Source organism: Pseudocolwellia agarivorans (assembly GCF_002000085.1).
In the GTDB taxonomy this organism is placed as follows: domain Bacteria; phylum Pseudomonadota; class Gammaproteobacteria; order Enterobacterales; family Alteromonadaceae; genus Pseudocolwellia; species Pseudocolwellia agarivorans.
This window is the reverse complement of record NZ_MUZU01000012.1, coordinates 1-19,014: the sequence shown is the minus strand read 5'-3', so window position 1 is coordinate 19,014 and position 19,014 is coordinate 1. Positions and strand designations below refer to the sequence as shown.

General features: G+C 36.9%; 15 protein-coding genes. 9 read left to right on the top strand and 6 right to left on the bottom strand.

What is annotated here, in order from left to right; genetic code table 11:
• Window positions 1-25 precede the first annotated feature (25 nt).
• Entirely contained in the window at window positions 26-1,231 is a 1,206-nt protein-coding gene (locus tag B0X80_RS16470; protein ID WP_139345341.1) for a right-handed parallel beta-helix repeat-containing protein, read from the top strand.
• 125 nt (window positions 1,232-1,356) lie between these two features.
• On the opposite strand, the gene B0X80_RS16465 is transcribed toward B0X80_RS16470, so the two are convergent.
• From B0X80_RS16465 to B0X80_RS16445, 5 genes are all read right to left on the bottom strand, one after another.
• Window positions 1,357-2,484 (bottom strand): zinc-binding dehydrogenase, encoded by a 1,128-nt coding sequence (locus B0X80_RS16465; RefSeq protein WP_077342278.1) that lies wholly within the window; start codon window positions 2,482-2,484, stop codon window positions 1,357-1,359.
• A gap of 80 nt (window positions 2,485-2,564) precedes the next feature.
• The gene (locus B0X80_RS16460) at window positions 2,565-3,242 is read right to left on the bottom strand and encodes a glutathione S-transferase family protein (protein ID WP_077342276.1); all 678 of its coding nucleotides are present in this window, start codon (window positions 3,240-3,242) and stop codon (window positions 2,565-2,567) included.
• A gap of 433 nt (window positions 3,243-3,675) precedes the next feature.
• A complete protein-coding gene (locus B0X80_RS16455; protein ID WP_077342274.1) occupies window positions 3,676-6,747 on the bottom strand; it encodes a chondroitinase family polysaccharide lyase in 3,072 nt (1,023 codons plus the stop codon).
• A gap of 82 nt (window positions 6,748-6,829) precedes the next feature.
• Window positions 6,830-8,485: a sulfatase family protein gene (locus B0X80_RS16450; RefSeq protein ID WP_077342272.1), complete on the bottom strand. Its 1,656-nt coding sequence runs from the start codon at window positions 8,483-8,485 to the stop codon at window positions 6,830-6,832.
• A 44-nt stretch (window positions 8,486-8,529) separates the two neighbouring features.
• Window positions 8,530-9,399 (bottom strand): DUF1961 family protein, encoded by an 870-nt coding sequence (locus B0X80_RS16445; protein ID WP_077342270.1) that lies wholly within the window; start codon window positions 9,397-9,399, stop codon window positions 8,530-8,532.
• 381 nt (window positions 9,400-9,780) lie between these two features.
• Between B0X80_RS16445 and B0X80_RS16440 the strand changes: the two genes are divergently transcribed.
• On the top strand, window positions 9,781-10,968 hold the full coding sequence (locus B0X80_RS16440) for a right-handed parallel beta-helix repeat-containing protein (RefSeq protein WP_077342268.1): 1,188 nt from the start codon (window positions 9,781-9,783) through the stop codon (window positions 10,966-10,968).
• A 632-nt stretch (window positions 10,969-11,600) separates the two neighbouring features.
• Here B0X80_RS16440 and B0X80_RS16435 read toward each other — a convergent pair.
• Window positions 11,601-12,854 carry a glycoside hydrolase family 88/105 protein gene (locus B0X80_RS16435; RefSeq protein ID WP_077342267.1) on the bottom strand — a complete coding sequence of 418 codons (1,254 nt, stop codon included), beginning with the start codon at window positions 12,852-12,854 and terminating at the stop codon, window positions 11,601-11,603.
• Window positions 12,855-13,133: 279 nt separating this feature from the next.
• On the opposite strand from B0X80_RS16435, the gene B0X80_RS16430 reads away from it, so the two are divergent.
• The 7 genes from B0X80_RS16430 to B0X80_RS16400 form a co-directional block, all read left to right on the top strand.
• Window positions 13,134-13,898 carry an SDR family oxidoreductase gene (locus B0X80_RS16430; RefSeq protein WP_077342265.1) on the top strand — a complete coding sequence of 255 codons (765 nt, stop codon included), beginning with the start codon at window positions 13,134-13,136 and terminating at the stop codon, window positions 13,896-13,898.
• A 17-nt stretch (window positions 13,899-13,915) separates the two neighbouring features.
• On the top strand, window positions 13,916-14,758 hold the full coding sequence (gene kduI / locus B0X80_RS16425) for a 5-dehydro-4-deoxy-D-glucuronate isomerase (RefSeq protein ID WP_077342263.1): 843 nt from the start codon (window positions 13,916-13,918) through the stop codon (window positions 14,756-14,758).
• Window positions 14,759-14,907: 149 nt separating this feature from the next.
• A complete protein-coding gene (locus B0X80_RS16420; RefSeq protein WP_076418152.1) occupies window positions 14,908-15,888 on the top strand; it encodes a TRAP transporter substrate-binding protein in 981 nt (326 codons plus the stop codon).
• Complete coding sequence (locus B0X80_RS16415; RefSeq protein ID WP_076418151.1) at window positions 15,885-16,385, top strand: TRAP transporter small permease; 501 nt, start codon at window positions 15,885-15,887, stop codon at window positions 16,383-16,385. The genes B0X80_RS16420 and B0X80_RS16415 overlap by 4 nt, the downstream gene beginning before the upstream one ends.
• A 3-nt stretch (window positions 16,386-16,388) precedes the next feature.
• A complete protein-coding gene (locus B0X80_RS16410) occupies window positions 16,389-17,687 on the top strand; it encodes a TRAP transporter large permease (RefSeq protein WP_077342261.1) in 1,299 nt (432 codons plus the stop codon).
• Between the two features lie 18 nt (window positions 17,688-17,705).
• Window positions 17,706-18,659 carry a DUF4861 family protein gene (locus tag B0X80_RS16405; RefSeq protein ID WP_245825480.1) on the top strand — a complete coding sequence of 318 codons (954 nt, stop codon included), beginning with the start codon at window positions 17,706-17,708 and terminating at the stop codon, window positions 18,657-18,659.
• A gap of 248 nt (window positions 18,660-18,907) precedes the next feature.
• On the top strand, window positions 18,908-19,014 hold a 107-nt coding region (locus tag B0X80_RS16400), incomplete at its 3' end, for an NAD(P)-binding domain-containing protein (protein ID WP_139345340.1).

The window sequence follows — 19,014 nt, the reverse complement described above, 5'->3', positions numbered from 1 at the left end:
ACAAACGGGAATACACCAAATGCACATGCTTAAATTACTTCTTTTAGCCCCCTCATTAGCACTAATACTTAACTTGTTTTTTAGTGGAAATGCGCACAGTGAAAACGTAGTTAAACACCCTTTAAAGAATACTCAACTAGGCGATCCTGGTTGGGTATTTGATGAAGCTAGGGCTGACCCTCGTTACCCAGATATGGTCGAATGGGCAAAAGCGGGCGTAAGGGGAGGGATTCCTTTACGTCATACAACCCCTATCGTAAAAACAATCCGCCCAGGTACTGATAATATTCAAGCAGCTATTGATAACGTAAAAAGCGCAGGCGTTATTATTTTAAAAGCGGGTACTTATACCCTGAATACTCCTGTGTATTTAAAGTCTAATATTATCCTTAGAGGTGAAACAGGTAACCCTAACGATGTGATGATTAATATTAATTTTCGTCAAAAATGGGAAGGTTGGGCGTCAAAACGTTATGGTTTAGTGATGCATGACGTTAAAAGTGCTGGAATAGAAGATGTAACCTTGTTTTACCTCGTACCTAATTTAGAACCCAAAGATAATACGGGTTATAGCGATAAGTGGGTTCAAGGGGTTATGAATAACGATGTTGACCGAGACGACTTATACGTAGGCTTAATCAAAATGTCGGGCACTACATCTGATTCTTGGGTTGATAATTGTAGATTGTTGGAGTCAGGCACTGATCCAATACTCACTGAAAAAACTACAACGCATTTAACCTTTCGTGACAATTTTGTTGATCGAGCTTACAACAAAGGTGGACGAGGAAATGCTTACTTTGATATGCGAGGCCAATATATTTTAGTAACAGGCAATATCATTAAACGCATACGTCATCTTGCTATTGAAATGGGCGCTAAATACGTGGTGGTAACTAACAACCATATTGAAGTTGATGTTAATTTTCATCAAGGGGATTTAGGCCATAATTTGGTTGAAAACAATACCATTAGAGTACCTGAATGGCATAGAGCAGATGCTAATCATAACAATTGGAAAGTTTTTGCAACGGGTAACTCGCGCCAACACCAACCAGCGAGCAGTGAAAATATGCTCTATAAAAACATAACAGATTTAAGAGGCGAGGGAGCTAAATATTCTGATCCAAATGTAGTGTATGCCGTATTAAAATATAGCATTGGCGCTTACTCTGAAAAGCCGCCAATTCATGGAACATTTTATGCTATTAAAAAAGAGGAAGCAGAATAGTTAGCTCAAGTTAATTACTCCAGAACCTGAAAATAACAAAAGCAGATACCGAATGAGTATCTGCTTTATCTATTTTAAAATTAAGCCGTTAATAAACTGCTATTTTTACGTATGTTTAAGATGAATTAAGCTTGAGGTTTAATTAAGTACTTTTCACCTGTCGCCTGTTTAGAATAATCAGCTATATATTGTAATTGTAATACCTCAGCTAATGACACTTCATGTGTGTAGTGGCTAGCAAAGGTAGTGGTAATTTCATCTGCAACACGTTTACGCATTGTCATTACTGTTTCAGCACCTAACTTGCCTAGCGCATTGAATAATAAGAATCCACTAACAGCCCAAGCAAAACCGAAGTTACGATTTAGTGTAATAGGGCCACGGTTTAGTGCGCCATAAATGTAAACCTGTTTGAAAGTATCAGAGCCATAAACACTGTGCTCTTTCATATCACGCGCAGCAGCAACTTCCATACAATTAAGAATATCGCTGGTTAACTGGCCGCCACCAATAGGATCAAAGGCAATCGTTGCACCTGTTTCAATAATCGCTGTTGTTAAATCAGCAAGGAAAGATTCGCTACTTGAATTAATAACATATTTAGCGCCCATATCACGTAACAAGGTTTCTTGTTCAGGTTTACGTACAATGTTAATTAAATCGATGCCATCAGCAATACAAATACGATTTAACATTTGGCCAAGGTTAGATGCCGCTGCCGCATGAATAATCGCTTTATGACCTTCAGAACGCATTGTTTCAACCATGGCTAATGCGGTAAGTGGGTTAACAAAAGAGGAAGCACCTTCTTTAGCTGTAGTGCCTGCTTTTAATTCTAAACAGTTTTGTACATTGGCACATATAAATTTACGATACGATCCACCGCCAATTACAGCCACAGTTTTGCCCATCAATGCTTGTGCGGCTGGCGATGAGCCTGCTGCTATAACCGTTCCTGCGCCTTCATTACCTACGGGTGTCGCTTTACCAACACGCGTTTTAAGTGCTGGCATAAATTTTTCTGGAACATTTGCAGTAATGACTGGGCTTTGCTCAGTGCCTGATTGCACAGCTGTTGTCATATCTGCAGCGCTGAACATAACGCCTAAATCAGACGGGTTTAATGGTGCAGCTTCAATGCGAACTACAACTTCATCGACACCAGGTTGTGGCATTTCGATGTTTTGTAGGGCAAGTGTTAGTTTATTGTCTTCGCTGATTGTTGAAGTAAGTTGTATATTTGTATTTGTCATAATTTTTGCTCCTGCAAATAATTTAATTTTTTGAACCAATAACGTTATTGTATTGGCTGTAATTTTTTTATAGCTAGATGTTATTTAGCATGTGCTGCTTGAATTTGAGCTTTCACTTTTTGGATAAACTCGGGCATATTTGCCACACGATCTGCCTCTACTCTTTGGGCGATAGCTGATTGACTCATTGAATCATTCCACTCTTTCATTCCTGATATCTCTGCAAGTACATCCCATTCAAGTTGACTAGAGCCAAAAGCGTTAACAATGGTATTTACGTGATAAACGTAGATGTCGGCCATGGTGAATTGTTCACCTGCAACCCAAGGTGAAAACTTACATAAGCGATTTAAGGCAGTAACACCACGGGTTAATACTTGGCGAACTTCAGCTTTAATTGATTCGGGAACTTCAGTCCCTGAAAACACATACGGTATAAATCGTCTACTTGGCAGTTCAAAATAAAGTTCTGCTACTTTCATTATTTGACGAACTACTGCACGTTCTCCCGCATTTTCAGGATATAGCGGAGTGGCAGGGTAAGTTTCTTCGATAAAATCACAAATAACACTCGACTCTGAAAGGTAAAGACCTTCAGCTGTTGTAATAACGGGCACTTTGCCAGCAGGGCTTATCGTCAGTAACTCATCACTACCACCATAAAGAAGGTTTTCTTGAAATGGCAGCTCTTTATATAAAAGTACATGCTTCACTAGGTTGTAGTAGTTGCTAGCGGAAAAACCGTGCAAAATAATCATAAGTAAGTTCTCCATTATTATTGTGAAAATTTTGTTTAATTACCGTAAAGTAATTAAATCACCTTTGTTTAAAGTAGAGTTATTATTACTGGTTTTAATAAGCTTATATATGGGGTTAAATACGAATGACTATTGCTTTTAAGACAATAATAAAGGAGTGTTCAAATAAAGGTTTTATACTAATAAGCTTGTTATTTACCTGTTGTACTGTAAAAGAATAAAAACAGATATTGCTGAAAATCATTAATAGTTTTTACCATGTAAAACTACTTTAACTGATTGAATTTATAATGTTTATGGTGTGTCGTTCGGTTTTTCAATGAACACGGTTACTGATAAAACTATATAAGAAGTTATTAGTGCCTCTTATAATTAAAAACGTAACAGGCCGTAAAATACTTATTATTGCCTGTTAGATTTTATTACCTTTATATTACATATTCTTAAGGTTTATATTTAACGGCAATCCATCCTTAACTGTAGTTATAACGGTTGTGGTTTTATTAATTGAATCAGCTACAACAGAAACGTTCTTTTGCTGCGAATTAATCAAACTTAATTCACCTTCTAGTACTATAGTTATATCTGTTGCTAAACTCCAACCTAATGGATTAGTGTCTGTTTCATCAATTCGCTTGTCGGGGTAAGAAACAGATAAGCTAACATCATGTTTCTTTTTATTTACTATGAGTACCGCAGGCTTATCAATACTTTTTAGTATTCCTTGCGGAAGTTCTAAGTTGCTACTATTAAAGATAGCGTAGGCGGTTGAAGAATACTGTTTACTACGAACAATATGCGCATTTTCATCACGTTGAAGTACTTTATATTCAGGTTCATCTTCTTTCATGGAGACGGCTAATTGCTGCATACCGCTTTGATTGGTATTTACACGTAGAATATATTCGTACCAACCTTTTTCCTGTTCTGAATGAGTTAAGTAAGTACTAATAATATTGCCAGTTAACGGGCCAAAGGTTTGTGAACCTTTAAATAATGTAAAGTTTTGATCTGGTAATAGGTATACGCCAATATTTAAAGAGTTGTTAAACATCCAAGGCACATCGCTTGATGAGTAGTTTTCATTATAAGATGTTGCCGTTGTTGTAAGGTTATTAGCAAAGGTAAATTCATTTTTATCGGTTTTTGTAGCTTCTTGCAGTAAACCTGTTTCTACATCGGTATTGCTACCATTATTTGATATGCCACTGGCTAATAAAACAATGTCATTACCAAAAATGAAATATGATTTTTTGAAGCGTAACCCTGATGCAACGGTACTTGCATATTTGTCGTTTTTATTTGCATCAAATTCTTGTATAAACACCGCTATATCGTTGGTCATTGATGTGCCGCCAACAAAATCAGACGTTCCTCTTTGATAATAAAGCTGTTTTAGATCGTTATAATTTGAAATGACAGAGGTTACTCCTGGTGCTCTACTAAAATTATAACCAGCGGTAATATTATCTAAATCGTCACCATGACGCTGTAAAAGTGGGGCGCCGTAATAACGTTGCATTCCTGATGCTTCACCTTCTTTTACGAGAGAAAGTCCGCCAATGTTATAAAATAAATAGCCATTGCGCTGGTACTGGGTATGGTAGTGTTTTTTAGAAATCCCTCGGGTAAATACCTGCCAATCACCTGTTCTGTGATAAATAGCTGATTCGTAACTTAGAGTGAGGGTTGTATCTTTTATAGCTGCGGGTTTAATACCTTTTGCTTTTATTTGCTTAACCCATTTTTTATTTTTTGAGTACGAAGGTTCTTGCGGGTAGGCTAACCAATAGCTTGCTGGAATAGGATCAATCTCTTCGAGTCCATCGGGAGAACCGGCCATAGCTAAGTTCATAAAACCGTCAGAAGGTACTTTATGCATTTTATCTTGCGGGCCGTTATGGCCTTGCTTATCCATAACGGCAAAGTGGATATCTGCCATGTGGTTCATACGCGCTTTTGTTGTTTTATCAACGGCAAACGGGGTATGGCTCATCCACCATACTAATTCGGTAGCACCTCGCCAACCAGCGACCCAGCCATAGTTATCGTAACGGTTACCCCAGTGGTGATACCAAGAACCATCGGGTTTTAATGTGCCTTCTACACTGGGTGAATAACTTAATACAATATTGTCCATCCAACTTTTAAAACGTGTTAAATTTCGTGCTTTTTCAGACGTATCGGCCGCAGTTAAAATACTTAAGATCATGCTTTTTGAGGTGGTATTTAAATGGTCTGCAGTGCCTTGCCAAAAGAATTCAGGCCCATGTTTTCCTTTTAATGCCAGCGGATTGTCCCAGCGTTGTTCATTAAATAATACTTGGTCTACGCCATATTGCTGCATAATAAGCGTTGTTATACGATCGAGCAGACCCGCTTCTTCCAGTAGGTCTTTGGCGTAATACACGCCATCAGCAAAGCCACGTCCGTTGTACCAAGGATTAGGCATATCGCCAAAAGTAACTGCAAGGCGAACAAAGTCAGTTATTATTCTTGCTAATACAGCCTTTTGTTTTTTATCTCTTGTTTGATACCAAGCCTTTCCTATTTCTTTCATTTTTTTACACAGCAATTGATTTTGCGTGTAATGAATAAATGGATCGGACTCCTTTTTAGTAACACTTCGCCAATAGTACAAAGGATTTACACCGCTTGCGTAATCTCCTTTAGTTTTTATGTTATAAAATGCATGTAGTGCTATGTATTCTTTAAGTTTTGGAATAGAAATTTTTGACACTTTTTTGGGGAATGGAATAACCTTTTCGGCGATGGTTAAAAAAGCTTTTTTTTGTGCTTTAGTTAATGTGGTTGCCGGATAATTTTTAGCTTTGTCCATGGTCAGTTCAGGGTTTTCAACTTCAACTGTGCCATTACTCATGAAAACATCATTGCTGTTTTGAAATGCACTGATCATTACGTTATCTAGTAAAACGGCACCTGAGGTTCCTTGGATTTGGGTTATCTTTATTTTATCAACTGTTTGATTTGATGAAAATTTCAAATTAGAACAGAGAATATTCCACCCACCTCTGTGCATATATATATTGCGTGAAGCGATAACTGAATTGTTTGCAGACAATAGTTCTATTTTAAATGCTCGTTTGTTTTTTCCTGTAGGAATATCAGCTTGAAAAACACCTGCCGTTAAGTAGTAGTGTGTTGGCCACGATTTTTTTAGATTGATGTTAACATTTAGGGTGAGTGAAGCGCCTTGTGATGTATTCCATCGCATAGATTGAGGGGCCGACATGTAATAATCTGAGCTGCTTTCTATGCTGCCTGAATCTATAGCGATACCAGTAAATGGCGTTGGTGTATCAAAGTCGTAAAGCCACTCTTTATCCGGGTAATAAAGTAAGGCGTCAAAGGTTTGGTTATTAACATCACCAATTCTTGAATCAAGATAATTGCCATATTTAGTTTCAGCGATAGAAATAGGTGTTATTAAAAAAAAAGCGGCTGTTATTAGGGTATTAAATAACGTTTTATAATTTGATTTCAAGATATTGTTCTACCTGTCGTTGGCTCTATTTTTAGCTAGCGCTACAACATAAAGCTGTAGCGCTTATCCACTTTAATTAAAATTAACTGCTTGGGTAACTAATCAACTGCGGATGCTTGCGTTGCTCAGCCCAATTGTCTTGCGCTTCAGTTAGCCAATAACCCAACTGTTCTTTAAGAAATATGTAGTCTTTTTCTGGAATGTCACTTGGCAACAAGCTTTGCAATTGGTAGGGGTCTTTGATGTTGTCGTATAGCTCTGTTTCACCTGTTTTGATCACTACATAGCTGTAACGGTCAGTACGTACACCTTTTCGGCTCATATTCAGGTATAAGGCAGAGGCTGGTTTTTGATTGTATTGACCTGTTTTAACACCCGCTGAATAATCAGTTCCTGCTACGGCATTTGGAATTTTATCGGCTAAGCCCATTAAAGAGAGTAGGGTAGGCATAATGTCTACTGTGCTTAACATTAAGTCATCAATTCTGTGTTCAATACTTGGTGCTTTTAGGATGAATGGCACACGAAAACTCTCTTCGTACATATAGTTTTTCGCCATTAAATTTTGGCTGCCCATCATTTCACCGTGGTCAGTGGTATATACAATGATGGTGTTTTCAGCTTCTCCAGCAGATTCTAATGCTTGTAGTACTTTTGCTACTTGTTGATCGACGGCGGTAACATGGGAGAGATAAATAGGCACGGCTGTTTCAGCTTGTGGTGTGTTGGCAATCGCTCTAGAATCACCATTCCATGGTAGAACACTACTTGATTTATTTGCTTTAACATTATCTCGAACTAATAACTCATCTGCAGGTAAACCTTTATAGTACTGCTCATAAACTGAGGCTTTAGTATCTTCAATACTTGAATAAGGATTATGAGGAGGATTTGGCGCCCAAACTATACTGAATGGTTTGTTAGGATCACGTTCACCATTCTCGTTTTTTAAGTATTTAACAATAACATCGGCTTCTACATCTACAGAAAATTGATGAGGATTGTGAAAGTCACCATCTTTATGACCACCTACTAGCTCAGGCTCAGAAGAGTAAGTTTTGTTGTTGTTGTGAATATCGCCAATAGATTGGAACCAATACTCGTTTCCGCGTCTACCTGTTCCTGGGGGAATATAATTATCAAATGGGTTAGGGACGTAGCCACCAGGAGCCTCTTCACTCCCTACATAATTTCCATCTTTATCAAATACTTTACGAATACGTTGCCAATGTACTTTGCCAACGTAAGCGGTATCGTAACCGGCATCATTAAGTACGTCAGTAAAAGTGGTTATGTCTTCACGAAGACCTTGCGTACGGTTTACTTTGGTATTTAAATCTTCAACACCATTTTGACTTGGCCACATACCCGACATCAGCATAGCTCTATGAGGGCTACAAACGGGATGATTGCTTACTACTTGCGTAAATACGACGCTTTCTTTAGCTAATTGATCAATTGCTGGCGTATAAACGGGGTCGCCTTTAGTTCTTAGTACTTTGTCATAACCTGATTGGTTCCATAATCCCATTGAATAGAGGCGTAGCTGGTCTGGAAAAATATAAAGCAGGTTAGGCTTTTTCTTCACTGATATGTTGGCTTGAACATTTGCTGGGAGTTGTGGTTTCAGCTCCGCTTCTTTTGAGCAGCCAGTGATAATTAAGGTACTAAAAGTTAACGCAAAGGTGAGCCTGCACATACTCCCGTGAGGTTTATTTCTACTTGTGATGCTAATCATTATGGTGTCCTATCTTAAATTTTATAACAAATCATTTGTTTTAGTTAAGGTTTATCTTGCGCACTTGATTGCTTAACCGTTTGATCTTTTAATTCGCTTACACGGAAATTTTTAAATAAAGAACTGCGGGTATACATCAAACGAAGACCAATAGGGCCTTCTTCAATGCTTGGGAGGCTTGAGCCATCAAAATAGAATGTTTTGCTTTGTTCGGGATTAACCACATGAAAATAAACATCAGTCCCTTTTTTTATGTAAGTAATATGATGTAAAACTCCGGGTTTAAAAAAACCGGTTTTGGCAAATGTTGGCCCAAAACCGGTACGAGGGAAGCTCTTTGTATCTTGTGGCATATAGCGGCGTGATTTTAAATAATCAGTAGACTCATCATTATTATCAATCCTAAATGCCGCATAGCTTAAATGATAAAGGTGCATATTATTTATGTAGTAACGCATAACTGGTACTTCACGAAGCTTAGACCAAGCAAAAATATCTTTTTTGTAAGGGCCAATATCTCGTCCTGTTGCTTGAACATAAAGAATATTAACGCCACGATTGTTGTGATCTAAACGGGTAAAGTTATACTCAATTTTGATATCGCCGTTAAAGCTTTTTTTAGTCCATAAAGTGGCATGGTGAGTATCATCTTGCCACTTAGGGCCGGCTGAAATTGTCATACCGTTTGGGCTATTGTCGACCTTAGCTTTTAAACCATCGAGTCCCCAATTTTCTTGCCAATTACCTGTACCTATATCTTCAAAGACTAATTGCCAATTCAGTGTGCTTAATGATTTATATGCGATGTCAAATTTTGTATTTTTTATGATTATGTTGTTTGACGAAAATGCAGCGGCACAAAATAACAAACTGGCTAACAGACAAGTGAAGCTGATCGTTATATTTTTTTTCATTGTTACCTCATAGTTAAGTCATTAGGTCACTGTTTAGGTAGTGCTTTAATCTTATTAATTGAGTTGACACTTATACGTTATCATATAAGCTTACTTCTTTTATGCTAAAACATAAATACTTGTTAGTCATTTAATTAAAGGGATGTGTAAATTTTAGTCATTGACGAATTGAAAGGTATTTAATTACTTGCTTTACTCATTAGGTAGGGGCAGCCAAAAGAGTAGTAAAATATCCATTGGGTTAATTTAAATTTATACATTTTCAAAATTACTTAGGTAAGTTATTGGCATTATTAGATAAATAGCATTTAAAACATAAGTCTGTGCCTATACTGGCGCTGTGCTTTATTCACTTAAAATATAGATAGGAAGAAACGAGAGATGTACGTTTTTAAATTACTTATTCCAATACTTGTACTTAATTTGTCTTTTAGTGTTAACGCACAAAATGACAATTTAATCAAAGAGCAATTAACTGATATTCGTTACGGTGACCCCGGTTTAGTGTTTGATGAATCTAAGGTCGATCCTCTCTATCCCGATATGGTTGAGTGGGCAAAGGCGGGCGTTCGTGGCGGTATCCCTTTGCGTCATTCGACACCTGTTGCAGCAACAATAAGTCCAGGTACCGATAATATACAAGCAGCTATTGATAAGGTAAAAAATGGCGTTGTTATTTTAAAAGCGGGCACTTATACCCTGAATAGTCCTGTGTATTTAAAGTCTAATATTATTCTTAGAGGTGAAACTGGCAACCCTAAAGATGTGGTGATTAATATTAATTTTCGTCAAAAATGGGAAGGTTGGGCATCAAAGCGTTATGGAATAGTAATGCATGATATTAAAAATGCAGGGGTAGAAGATTTAACTATGTTTTACCTTGTGCCGAATTTAGAACCCAAAGATAATACGGGTTATAGCGATAAATGGGTTCAGGGTGTTATGAATAACGATGTTGACCGAGACGATTTATACGTAGGTTTAATCAAAATGTCGGGCACAACATCTGATTCTTGGGTTGATAATTGTAAACTTTTAGAGTCGGGCACCGATCCCATTCTCACAGAAAAAACAACAACACATTTAACTTTCCGTAACAATTTTGTTGACCGAGCCTACAACAAAGGTGGTCGGGGTAATGCCTATTTTGATATGCGAGGCCAATACCTTTTAGTAACGGGTAATACTATTAAGCGTATACGTCATCTTGCTATTGAAATGGGAGCAAAATATGTTGTGGTGTATAACAATAATTTAGAAGTTGATGTGAATTTTCATCAAGGTGATTTAGGTCATAACTTAGTTGAGAATAATGTTATTCGTATCCCTGAATGGCATAGACATAATGCAAGCCATAACGGCTGGGCTGTTTTTGCTGCGGGTAATGCAAGTATTCATTCACCAGCAGGCGATGCAAATATGCTGTATAAGAATATCAGCGACTTAAGAAATACCGGACCTAAATACGATAACCCAAATACGGTTTATACTATTCTAAAATATAGTATTGGTGCTTATTCTGAACAGCCCCCGCTTTATGGAACACTTTATGCTATTAAGGCTCAATAACACTCATTTATGAAGCTAACTTAGTTATTTAACAGAGCGATATCAATTCAAGGCAACGCTTTGTAATAATGGTTACTCCCTTATAAAAAGCGTTGTTGATGAAGTGATTTTGCTCAAGCGCTTCTTCGATGGGCCTAAAAACAATTTATGCTTCGTTATTAACTTTAGTCAGGTTTCTACATGGATGTAGACCTTAGATTTTGTTTGGAACGTGAAATCTGTGCCTAAATTGTTTTTAGTTCCCACTGAAACCTCCATCTTGAATGATAACGGGTATATATCTCATCATTCATCACTTATTTATATAAACCTCATTAACTCTCTGTTTATTATTGCTTGTTAATAATAGCTATTAGCGCCAACTAACACCTTATAATGCTTGCTGTTATAGAAAGGAAATAGAGTAATTTATCTGGCTGGTAAACACGTACTTAAAGATTGTTATTTACATTAACAAAGCGTGTCTATAGGAATTAATTTTAGCGAGATGTTTTTAATAAGATAGATAATCATTTAGAAATAATAAATGACAGTTTATTAGTGATTATAAAAGTAGAATGGGTGTAACTAACGAAGAATAAATGAAGATAGCTGAACTGCTGTTCAGCTATCTAAGTCGAATGATTGATGTGTTACTTCGACAATTTGTACAGCTCGCTACCAGTTAACAAAAAGGCACCTGTTGCATATATTTGGGTATCTTCAGCGGAAACATTGTCTGGTGAATCACCAATTTGTTGAACCCAACCTAATTTTCCACTAGGTTGCACTGCATCAACAAGCGCTGACCAAGCTTTTGTTACTACCGGCATAAAGGTTTTTTTATCTAATATGCCTTGATTAATACCTGATGCAAAAGCAAATGCCATTAGGCCGGTACCACTTGTTTCTTTAAATGGCTGAGTTTTTGGATCTAGTACTGAAGGACGCCATAAACCATCTGGTTGTTGAGCTTGTGCCAAACGTGTCATCATTTTACGGAAAATATCTTCATATTTAGCTCGGCTAGGATGATCTTCAGGGAAGTGCTCAAGAATACGTGCTAGTCCTGCAGCTACCCAACCAACACCTCGAGCCCAAATAACTTTTTCACCGTTTGCTTCTCTTTTGTCGAAAAAGCGAGAGTCACGGAAAAATAAGTGATCTTTGTCATCCCATAGTAAATTAACAGTTTCCCATAATTCTTTATCAGCAAATTCTAAATAACGTGAATCACCCGTTACTTTACTTAAATTAATCCATACTGGAGGACCCATAAATAGGGCATCTGCCCAACACCATCTGTTTTTACACGGACGTAGTTGGAATTTTCTGTTACCAAATTCATCTTGTAGTAATTTGCCATCGTGAACTGAAGTCTGAGTTACATCTTCATAAGTTAACGTGGTTGTTGAAGGCGTTTGTAAAATTATTTCAAAAATAACTTTAAGGGGCGTTAACATTTCTTCGTTAGGGTATTTTTTATATAAGTCTAAATATAATTGGCCAATCGCGTAGTCGTCGGCGTTATAAATTCTTGGTGCGAATAAATACTTACCATGTTTAGCAATATCAAGCAGTTGTTCAGAGTACTTGTCGTTACCTTTTGAGCTTGCTAACTCTGCCATACGAGCCATACCTACATAGTATGAAGCATAAACCCAACCTTGAGGATGACTACTTTCGTCTGTAGGTGCCATATGGGCGCCTTTGTCATAGCCCTCAAATAAATAAGTTTTATTGTTAAATTTAGCCATTTGCCAATCAGTAACTTTAGTCATTGCTTGATAAACAGATTGCTTATCTAAGTTACTACTAATTGTTGCCTTTTGCGTTGTAGCGCAAGATACCGTGCTAAATACTAAAAAACATACACTGAGCTTAGACAGTGTTTTTGCTAAAGACATGAGATCCCCTTAAAACGATTATATGTAGTTATTAATAGAGCCATTTTATGTATTCTTATATACTGTATATGACGTCATACAAGTATAAGTTAAAAACTTATATTGACAAGAGTAAAGTATGAAATTAATTATCTCCTTATCTACGTGTATGTTTTTAATTCTTTATATAACAATGGCTAAAGTGAAAAAACATGTTGATTATAAATATGTATTCATAATTGTCACCTTGTATGATAACATGATGTTATCGTGAATTATTGATATTTAAATAGGAATGTAATGCAAAACCAACTTTTTTCGTTACAAGGTAAAACAGCCTTGGTTACAGGCGCAAGCCGTGGTTTAGGTCAAGCACTTGCTGTTGGCTTGGCAAAAGCTGGAGCTACGGTGATTTGTGCAAGTTCAAAACTTGGCGGGACAGATAAAACATTAAAGCTTATTAAAGAAGCAAATGGTACCGCTTTTGATTTAGCAGCAGACTTATCGAGTGAAGAACAAGTGGAAAAATTAGCTAAAGATGCTTTAGCTATTACTGGCCAAGTTGATGTTTTAATTAACAATGGCGGCACAATTTCACGTTTCCCAGCAACTGACTACCCTATGAATGAGTTTAAAAAAGTTATTGATGTTAATGTCAACTCAGTTTTCCAATTAAGCCAATTGATCGGTAGAGAAATGATTAAAAATGGTTACGGAAAAATCATCAATATTGCTTCAATGCTTTCTTACTCAGGCGGTATGACTGTTCCTGCGTACACAGCAAGTAAACATGCTGTAGCAGGTATTACGCGTGCGTTAGCTAATGAATGGGCAGGTCAAAACATTCAAGTAAATGCAATTGCTCCTGGTTATTTTAGGACCGATAACACGCAAGCACTACAAGACAACCCTGAGCGCAATCAACAAATTCAAGCGCGTATTCCTGCAGGAGAGTGGGGCGAACCAGAGCAATTGGTTGGTGCTGCAATTTTCTTATCCACTCAAGCGAGTGATTACGTAAATGGCCATATTTTGGCTGTCGATGGCGGCTGGTTAGCCCGTTAACTTATAAGGTATTTTTTATGACTATTCAATTTGAAACACGCTATGCCATTGGGCCAAACGAAGCTAAAAACTTCAATACTGAAGAATTACGCGAAGCTTTTGTTGGTGATAATTTATTTGAAGATAATAAAATAAACTTAATTTACACCCACTACGATCGTTATATTATTGGTGGTGCTGTACCTACAGATCAAGCGCTTACTTTAGACTCTATTGATCCTCTAAAGAGTGAAACCTTTTTATCTCGTCGTGAATTAGGTGCTGTTAATATTGGTCAGGCTGGTATTATTATTGTTGATGGCCAAGAATATAGTATAGGACACAAAGAGGCCTTATATATTGGTTCAGGCACTAAAGAAGTTACTTTTAAAAGTGTTGATGCTAAAGCCCCTGCACGTTTTTATCTAAATTCAGCGCAAGCATTTAAATCATTTCCGACTAAAAAAATCACAATGGCTGATGCTAATGTTTTACATATGGGTTCACAAGAAACATCTAACGAAAGAACAATTGCACAATTAATCGTTCAGGGTGTTGTTGATACTTGTCAGCTACAAATGGGGCTTACTTCTCTTAAACCGGGGAGTGTTTGGAATACTATGCCTGCGCATCAACATGACCGTCGTATGGAAGCTTATCTTTATTTTGAAGTAAAAGAAGATCAAGCTGTTGCTCATTTTATGGGTGAACCAAAACAAACACGCGTTATTTGGGCAGGTAATGAACAAGTGATGATTTCTCCAGCTTGGTCAATCCATTGTGGTTCAGGTACCTCAAATTACTCATTTATTTGGGGAATGGCAGGTGAAAACCTAGATTACAATGATATGGATAAGTATCAAGCGTCTGAACTTCGTTAATAGTAACGGCTTGTATTGAGTTGATGTTTAGTTTAGGCATTTAAACATCAACTCACTTTGAGTTTTAAAGCTCGAAATAAAAATAAAATTATAAAAATAGAACACAAATAAAATAACTAATAAAAAACGAATATGGGGAATTTATCGTTATGGTATTTATTAGGTATGTAAAAGTTGCCGTAATAATTTTTACCGTGTTACTTGTTGGTTGTGATAATAAAAGCAGCAAAACGGTACTACGAGTAGGACATACATTAGATACTAAGCATTCTGTACATAAAGCATTAGAGTTTATGTCAGAAAGATTAGCACATTATTCTCATGGTGAAATGAGTCTTAAGCTATACCCCAACGGTACTTTAGGTTCAGAACGTGAACTCGTTGAGTTACTTCAAATCGGTAGTTTAGCTATGACAAAAGTCTCTGCTGCTACTTTAGAAAGTTTTGTTGACGATATGCGTTTGTTTGGTTTGCCTTATGTTTTTTCTAGTAGAGAACATCGTTGGAATATATTAGAAAGCGATATCGGCGAAGACATATTACATTCATTACAACCCGCAAAACTGTATGGTTTAGGGTATTTTGACGCAGGTAGCCGTAGTTTTTACTCGTGCGATAAAATGATACGTAGCCCTGAAGATGTTAAGGGCTTAAAGATACGTGTTATGAATAGCCAAAATGCCGTTAAAATGATTGATGCCTTTGGTGGCGCTGCAACACCTATCAGTTGGGGCGAGCTATATGCTGCTTTACAGCAAGGGGTGGTTGATGGTGCTGAAAACAATCCTCCAAGTTTTTACTCTGCCCGACATTATGAAGTGTGTAAAAATTTCTCTCTTAATGAACATACTTCTATTCCCGATGTAATGGTTATCAGCCAGCATATTTTTAGTCACTTATCTGATCAAGAACAACACTGGTTAAAGTTGGCCATGACAGATGCCGTGCAAAAACAAAAAACATTATGGTTAGAAGCTGAAAACTATGCTTTAGCGGAAATGAAAAAGTCTGGTTTAAATGTACATTATCCAGATAAAAAACCTTTTATGGATGCGGTAGCTCATTTGCATGATGCTTATAAAGATTCAATCGTAGGTCAGTACCTAATGCGTATTAAGGCTAAACAATGAAAAATTTAAATAGTTGGTTTACCAAAGCAATAAGCTATTTGGTTGTTATCTTAATGGTTTCTATTGTCGCAACTGTGTTGTGGCAAGTGTTTTCTCGTTATGTGCTTTTGTCTCCTAGTTCGGGGTCTGGCGAAATATCTCGATTTTTGCTGATTTGGCTAGGTTTATTAGGGTCAACTTATTGTTATCAACAAAACTCACACCTAAGTTTAGATATTTTAGCTCGTAAACTTAGTGCTCAAAAGCAGGCTTATTTAGCGCGTTTTGTTCATCTTATGGTGTTTTTGTTTTCATTAACTGTACTCGTTGTGGGTGGTGTTAATCTTGTTACTACAACATTAGATCCTGTTCAGCTCTCTGCTGTTTTAGGCGTTAAAATGGCTTATGTTTATAGTGTTATGCCATTAACTGGAATTATTTTTTGTACAACAGCTTTAGAAAAACTCTTTTTTATTAAAAATGAACAGTTTATTTCACCTAAAGCTGTAGGAGAATAAAGTATGGAATTTAGTGGCTTAATCTTAATTTTAGTTTTTTTTCTTTTACTCATACTCAATGTACCCATTAGCTTTTGTATTGGTATATCTACAGCCGTTGCAATGCTATTTAGTATTGATTTTATTCCTGCAACAACAACAATCTCTCAACGCATGGTTGGAGGACTAGACAGTTTTGCTTTATTAGCTATACCGTTATTTGTTCTTTCGGGATTACTGATGGGGCGGGGTGGCGTTGCCCGAAAACTTATTGATTGCGCTATGGCTCTTATTGGTATGTTGCCTGGTGGTTTAGCCTTAGTTAATGTTATGTCTTGTACCTTGTTTGGGAGTATTTCTGGTTCAGCTGTTGCTACAACAAGTGCTATTGGTAGCTTTATTATTCCTGAAATGGAAAAAAAGGGGTACGACCGAAATTTTGCAACGGCGGTTACGGCCTGTGCTTCAACAACCGGCATGATTATTCCACCAAGTAATATATTAATTATTTATGCTATTGCTAGTGGCGGTGTATCTGTTTCTGCATTATTTGTTGCTGGGTATTTACCAGGTTTACTATTAGCTTCGCTACTTATGATTGTGTGCGCGGGCTATGCCATAAAAAAAGGTTTTCCTACGGAAGCTCGGTTACCTTTATCTTTTGTTGTTAAAAAGGTTGTTGCTGCAGTACCAAGCCTAATGTTGATTTTTATTATTATTGGTGGGATTTTAGGTGGTATTTTTACAGCTACAGAAGCGGGTGCTATTGCTGTTTTCTATTCTTTAATTTTAGCGGTACTTGTCTATAAAGAAGTTAAAGTAGGTGAACTTAAAGAAATACTGCTTAAAGCAGGTGAAATATCTGCAATTGTTTTATTACTTATCGCGGCCTCTTCTGCCATGTCATGGATGTTGTCTTATGAAAACATACCTGAAATTATCAGCAAAACGTTAATGACAATCAGTGAAAACCCTTTAATTATTTTATTAATTATTAATTTAATATTGATTATTGTTGGTGCTTTTATGGACATGACTCCAGCCGTATTAATATTTACCCCTATATTTTTACCTGTTGCTGAAAGTCTAGGTATGTCGCCTCTACACTTTGGCATAATGATGGTGTTAAACCTTTCTATAGGTTTGTGTTCCCCTCCTGTTGGTGCCGTACTCTTTGTGGGTTGTTCTGTTGGGAATACCACCATTGATAAAATTATTAAACCTATGGTGCCTTTATATATAGCGATGTTTATAGCACTAATGCTAGTTACCTATATTCCTGCAATTAGCGAATTTTTACCAAAAGCTTTTGGTTTATATTAAAAATAAAGCGAGATCAAAATGAGTAATTTAAAAAATACTTTTATCCTAGCCACTGTTGTTAGCACATTGTCAGCTTGTGGTTTAATGGATAATTCAACGACACAAAACAACAGTTCTGAGCAAAATATAGAAACTGTTATCGAAGCGAATAAAGTCGCAACTTTTGCCCGTTATGTACCTGAACGTAATGATGACTTTGCTTGGGAAAATGATTTAGTTGCCTTTCGTGCCTATGGACCCTTTGCTAGAGAATTTGCCGAAAATGCTGGAGTTGATTGCTGGTTAAAACGTGTTAAAACGCCTATTGTTAATAAGTGGTATAAACAAGCGTTAGAGCAAGATATGACTTATCACAAAGACTGGGGAGAGGGGCTGGATAACTATCATGTTGGTTCATCTGCCGGTTGTGGTAGTTCTGCATTATGGTTAAACGGAAAGCGTGAACCGTTAGAAACTTATACACAATGGGAAATTCTTGAGCAGTCACCAGAAAAAACACGTTTTGTACTATCGTATAAACGTGTCATTGCTGATGTTGAATACCAAGAAAAGAAAGAAATAGAAATAAAATTAGGGCAGAGAGTATTTAAAGCAACATCTACTTTTTGGAAAAATGGCGAGTTAGCTATTAATTTACCTATTAGCGTTGGTTTAACTACTCATGATGAAGCCGCTATTGCTAATTGGGATAAACTGACAGGTACAGTATCTACGTGGGAAGAGATTGAAGGTTCTGGTTTAGGTACTGGTGTAGTGCTTGATCCTAAACGCGTAGATGAATATAAGCTTATTCCTAGTTTAGGCCAAAAAGATGTTGGTCATGTCCTTGCCATCACCAAAACTGATAATAAAGGGCAGGTAACTTATTATGCAGGTTACGGCTGGGAAAAGGCGAAAGAAATAACAACTTTCGCTCAATGGAAACAATATTTAAAAGCGTTTTATTTAGAAGAGTCTGGCTTTAAACGTTAAGCGCGTCTTTTTAAGTCGGTACTTCTCCCGTAGGTATCGGCTTTTTTTATTTTTTTGGCATCATCGTCACACCTCTTTGCAATATCTCTATATCTTTCAACAGCCACAATTAAATTTATTTGGGTAATACTAAATTTTTATAGGCACTTCATATTGACAACTTTCGTGTGTTATCATGTTATAAGATAAGTGGGTGTTAACTCTAAATAGAACACATTTAAATAAACAGACATAGTGAGTGCAATTTAATGAAAGCAAAATCAGATATAGGTGTTGTTGGCCTAGCAGTTATGGGCGAAAACTTGATCCTTAATATGGCAAGTAAAGGATTTACAGTAACAGCATTTAACCGCTC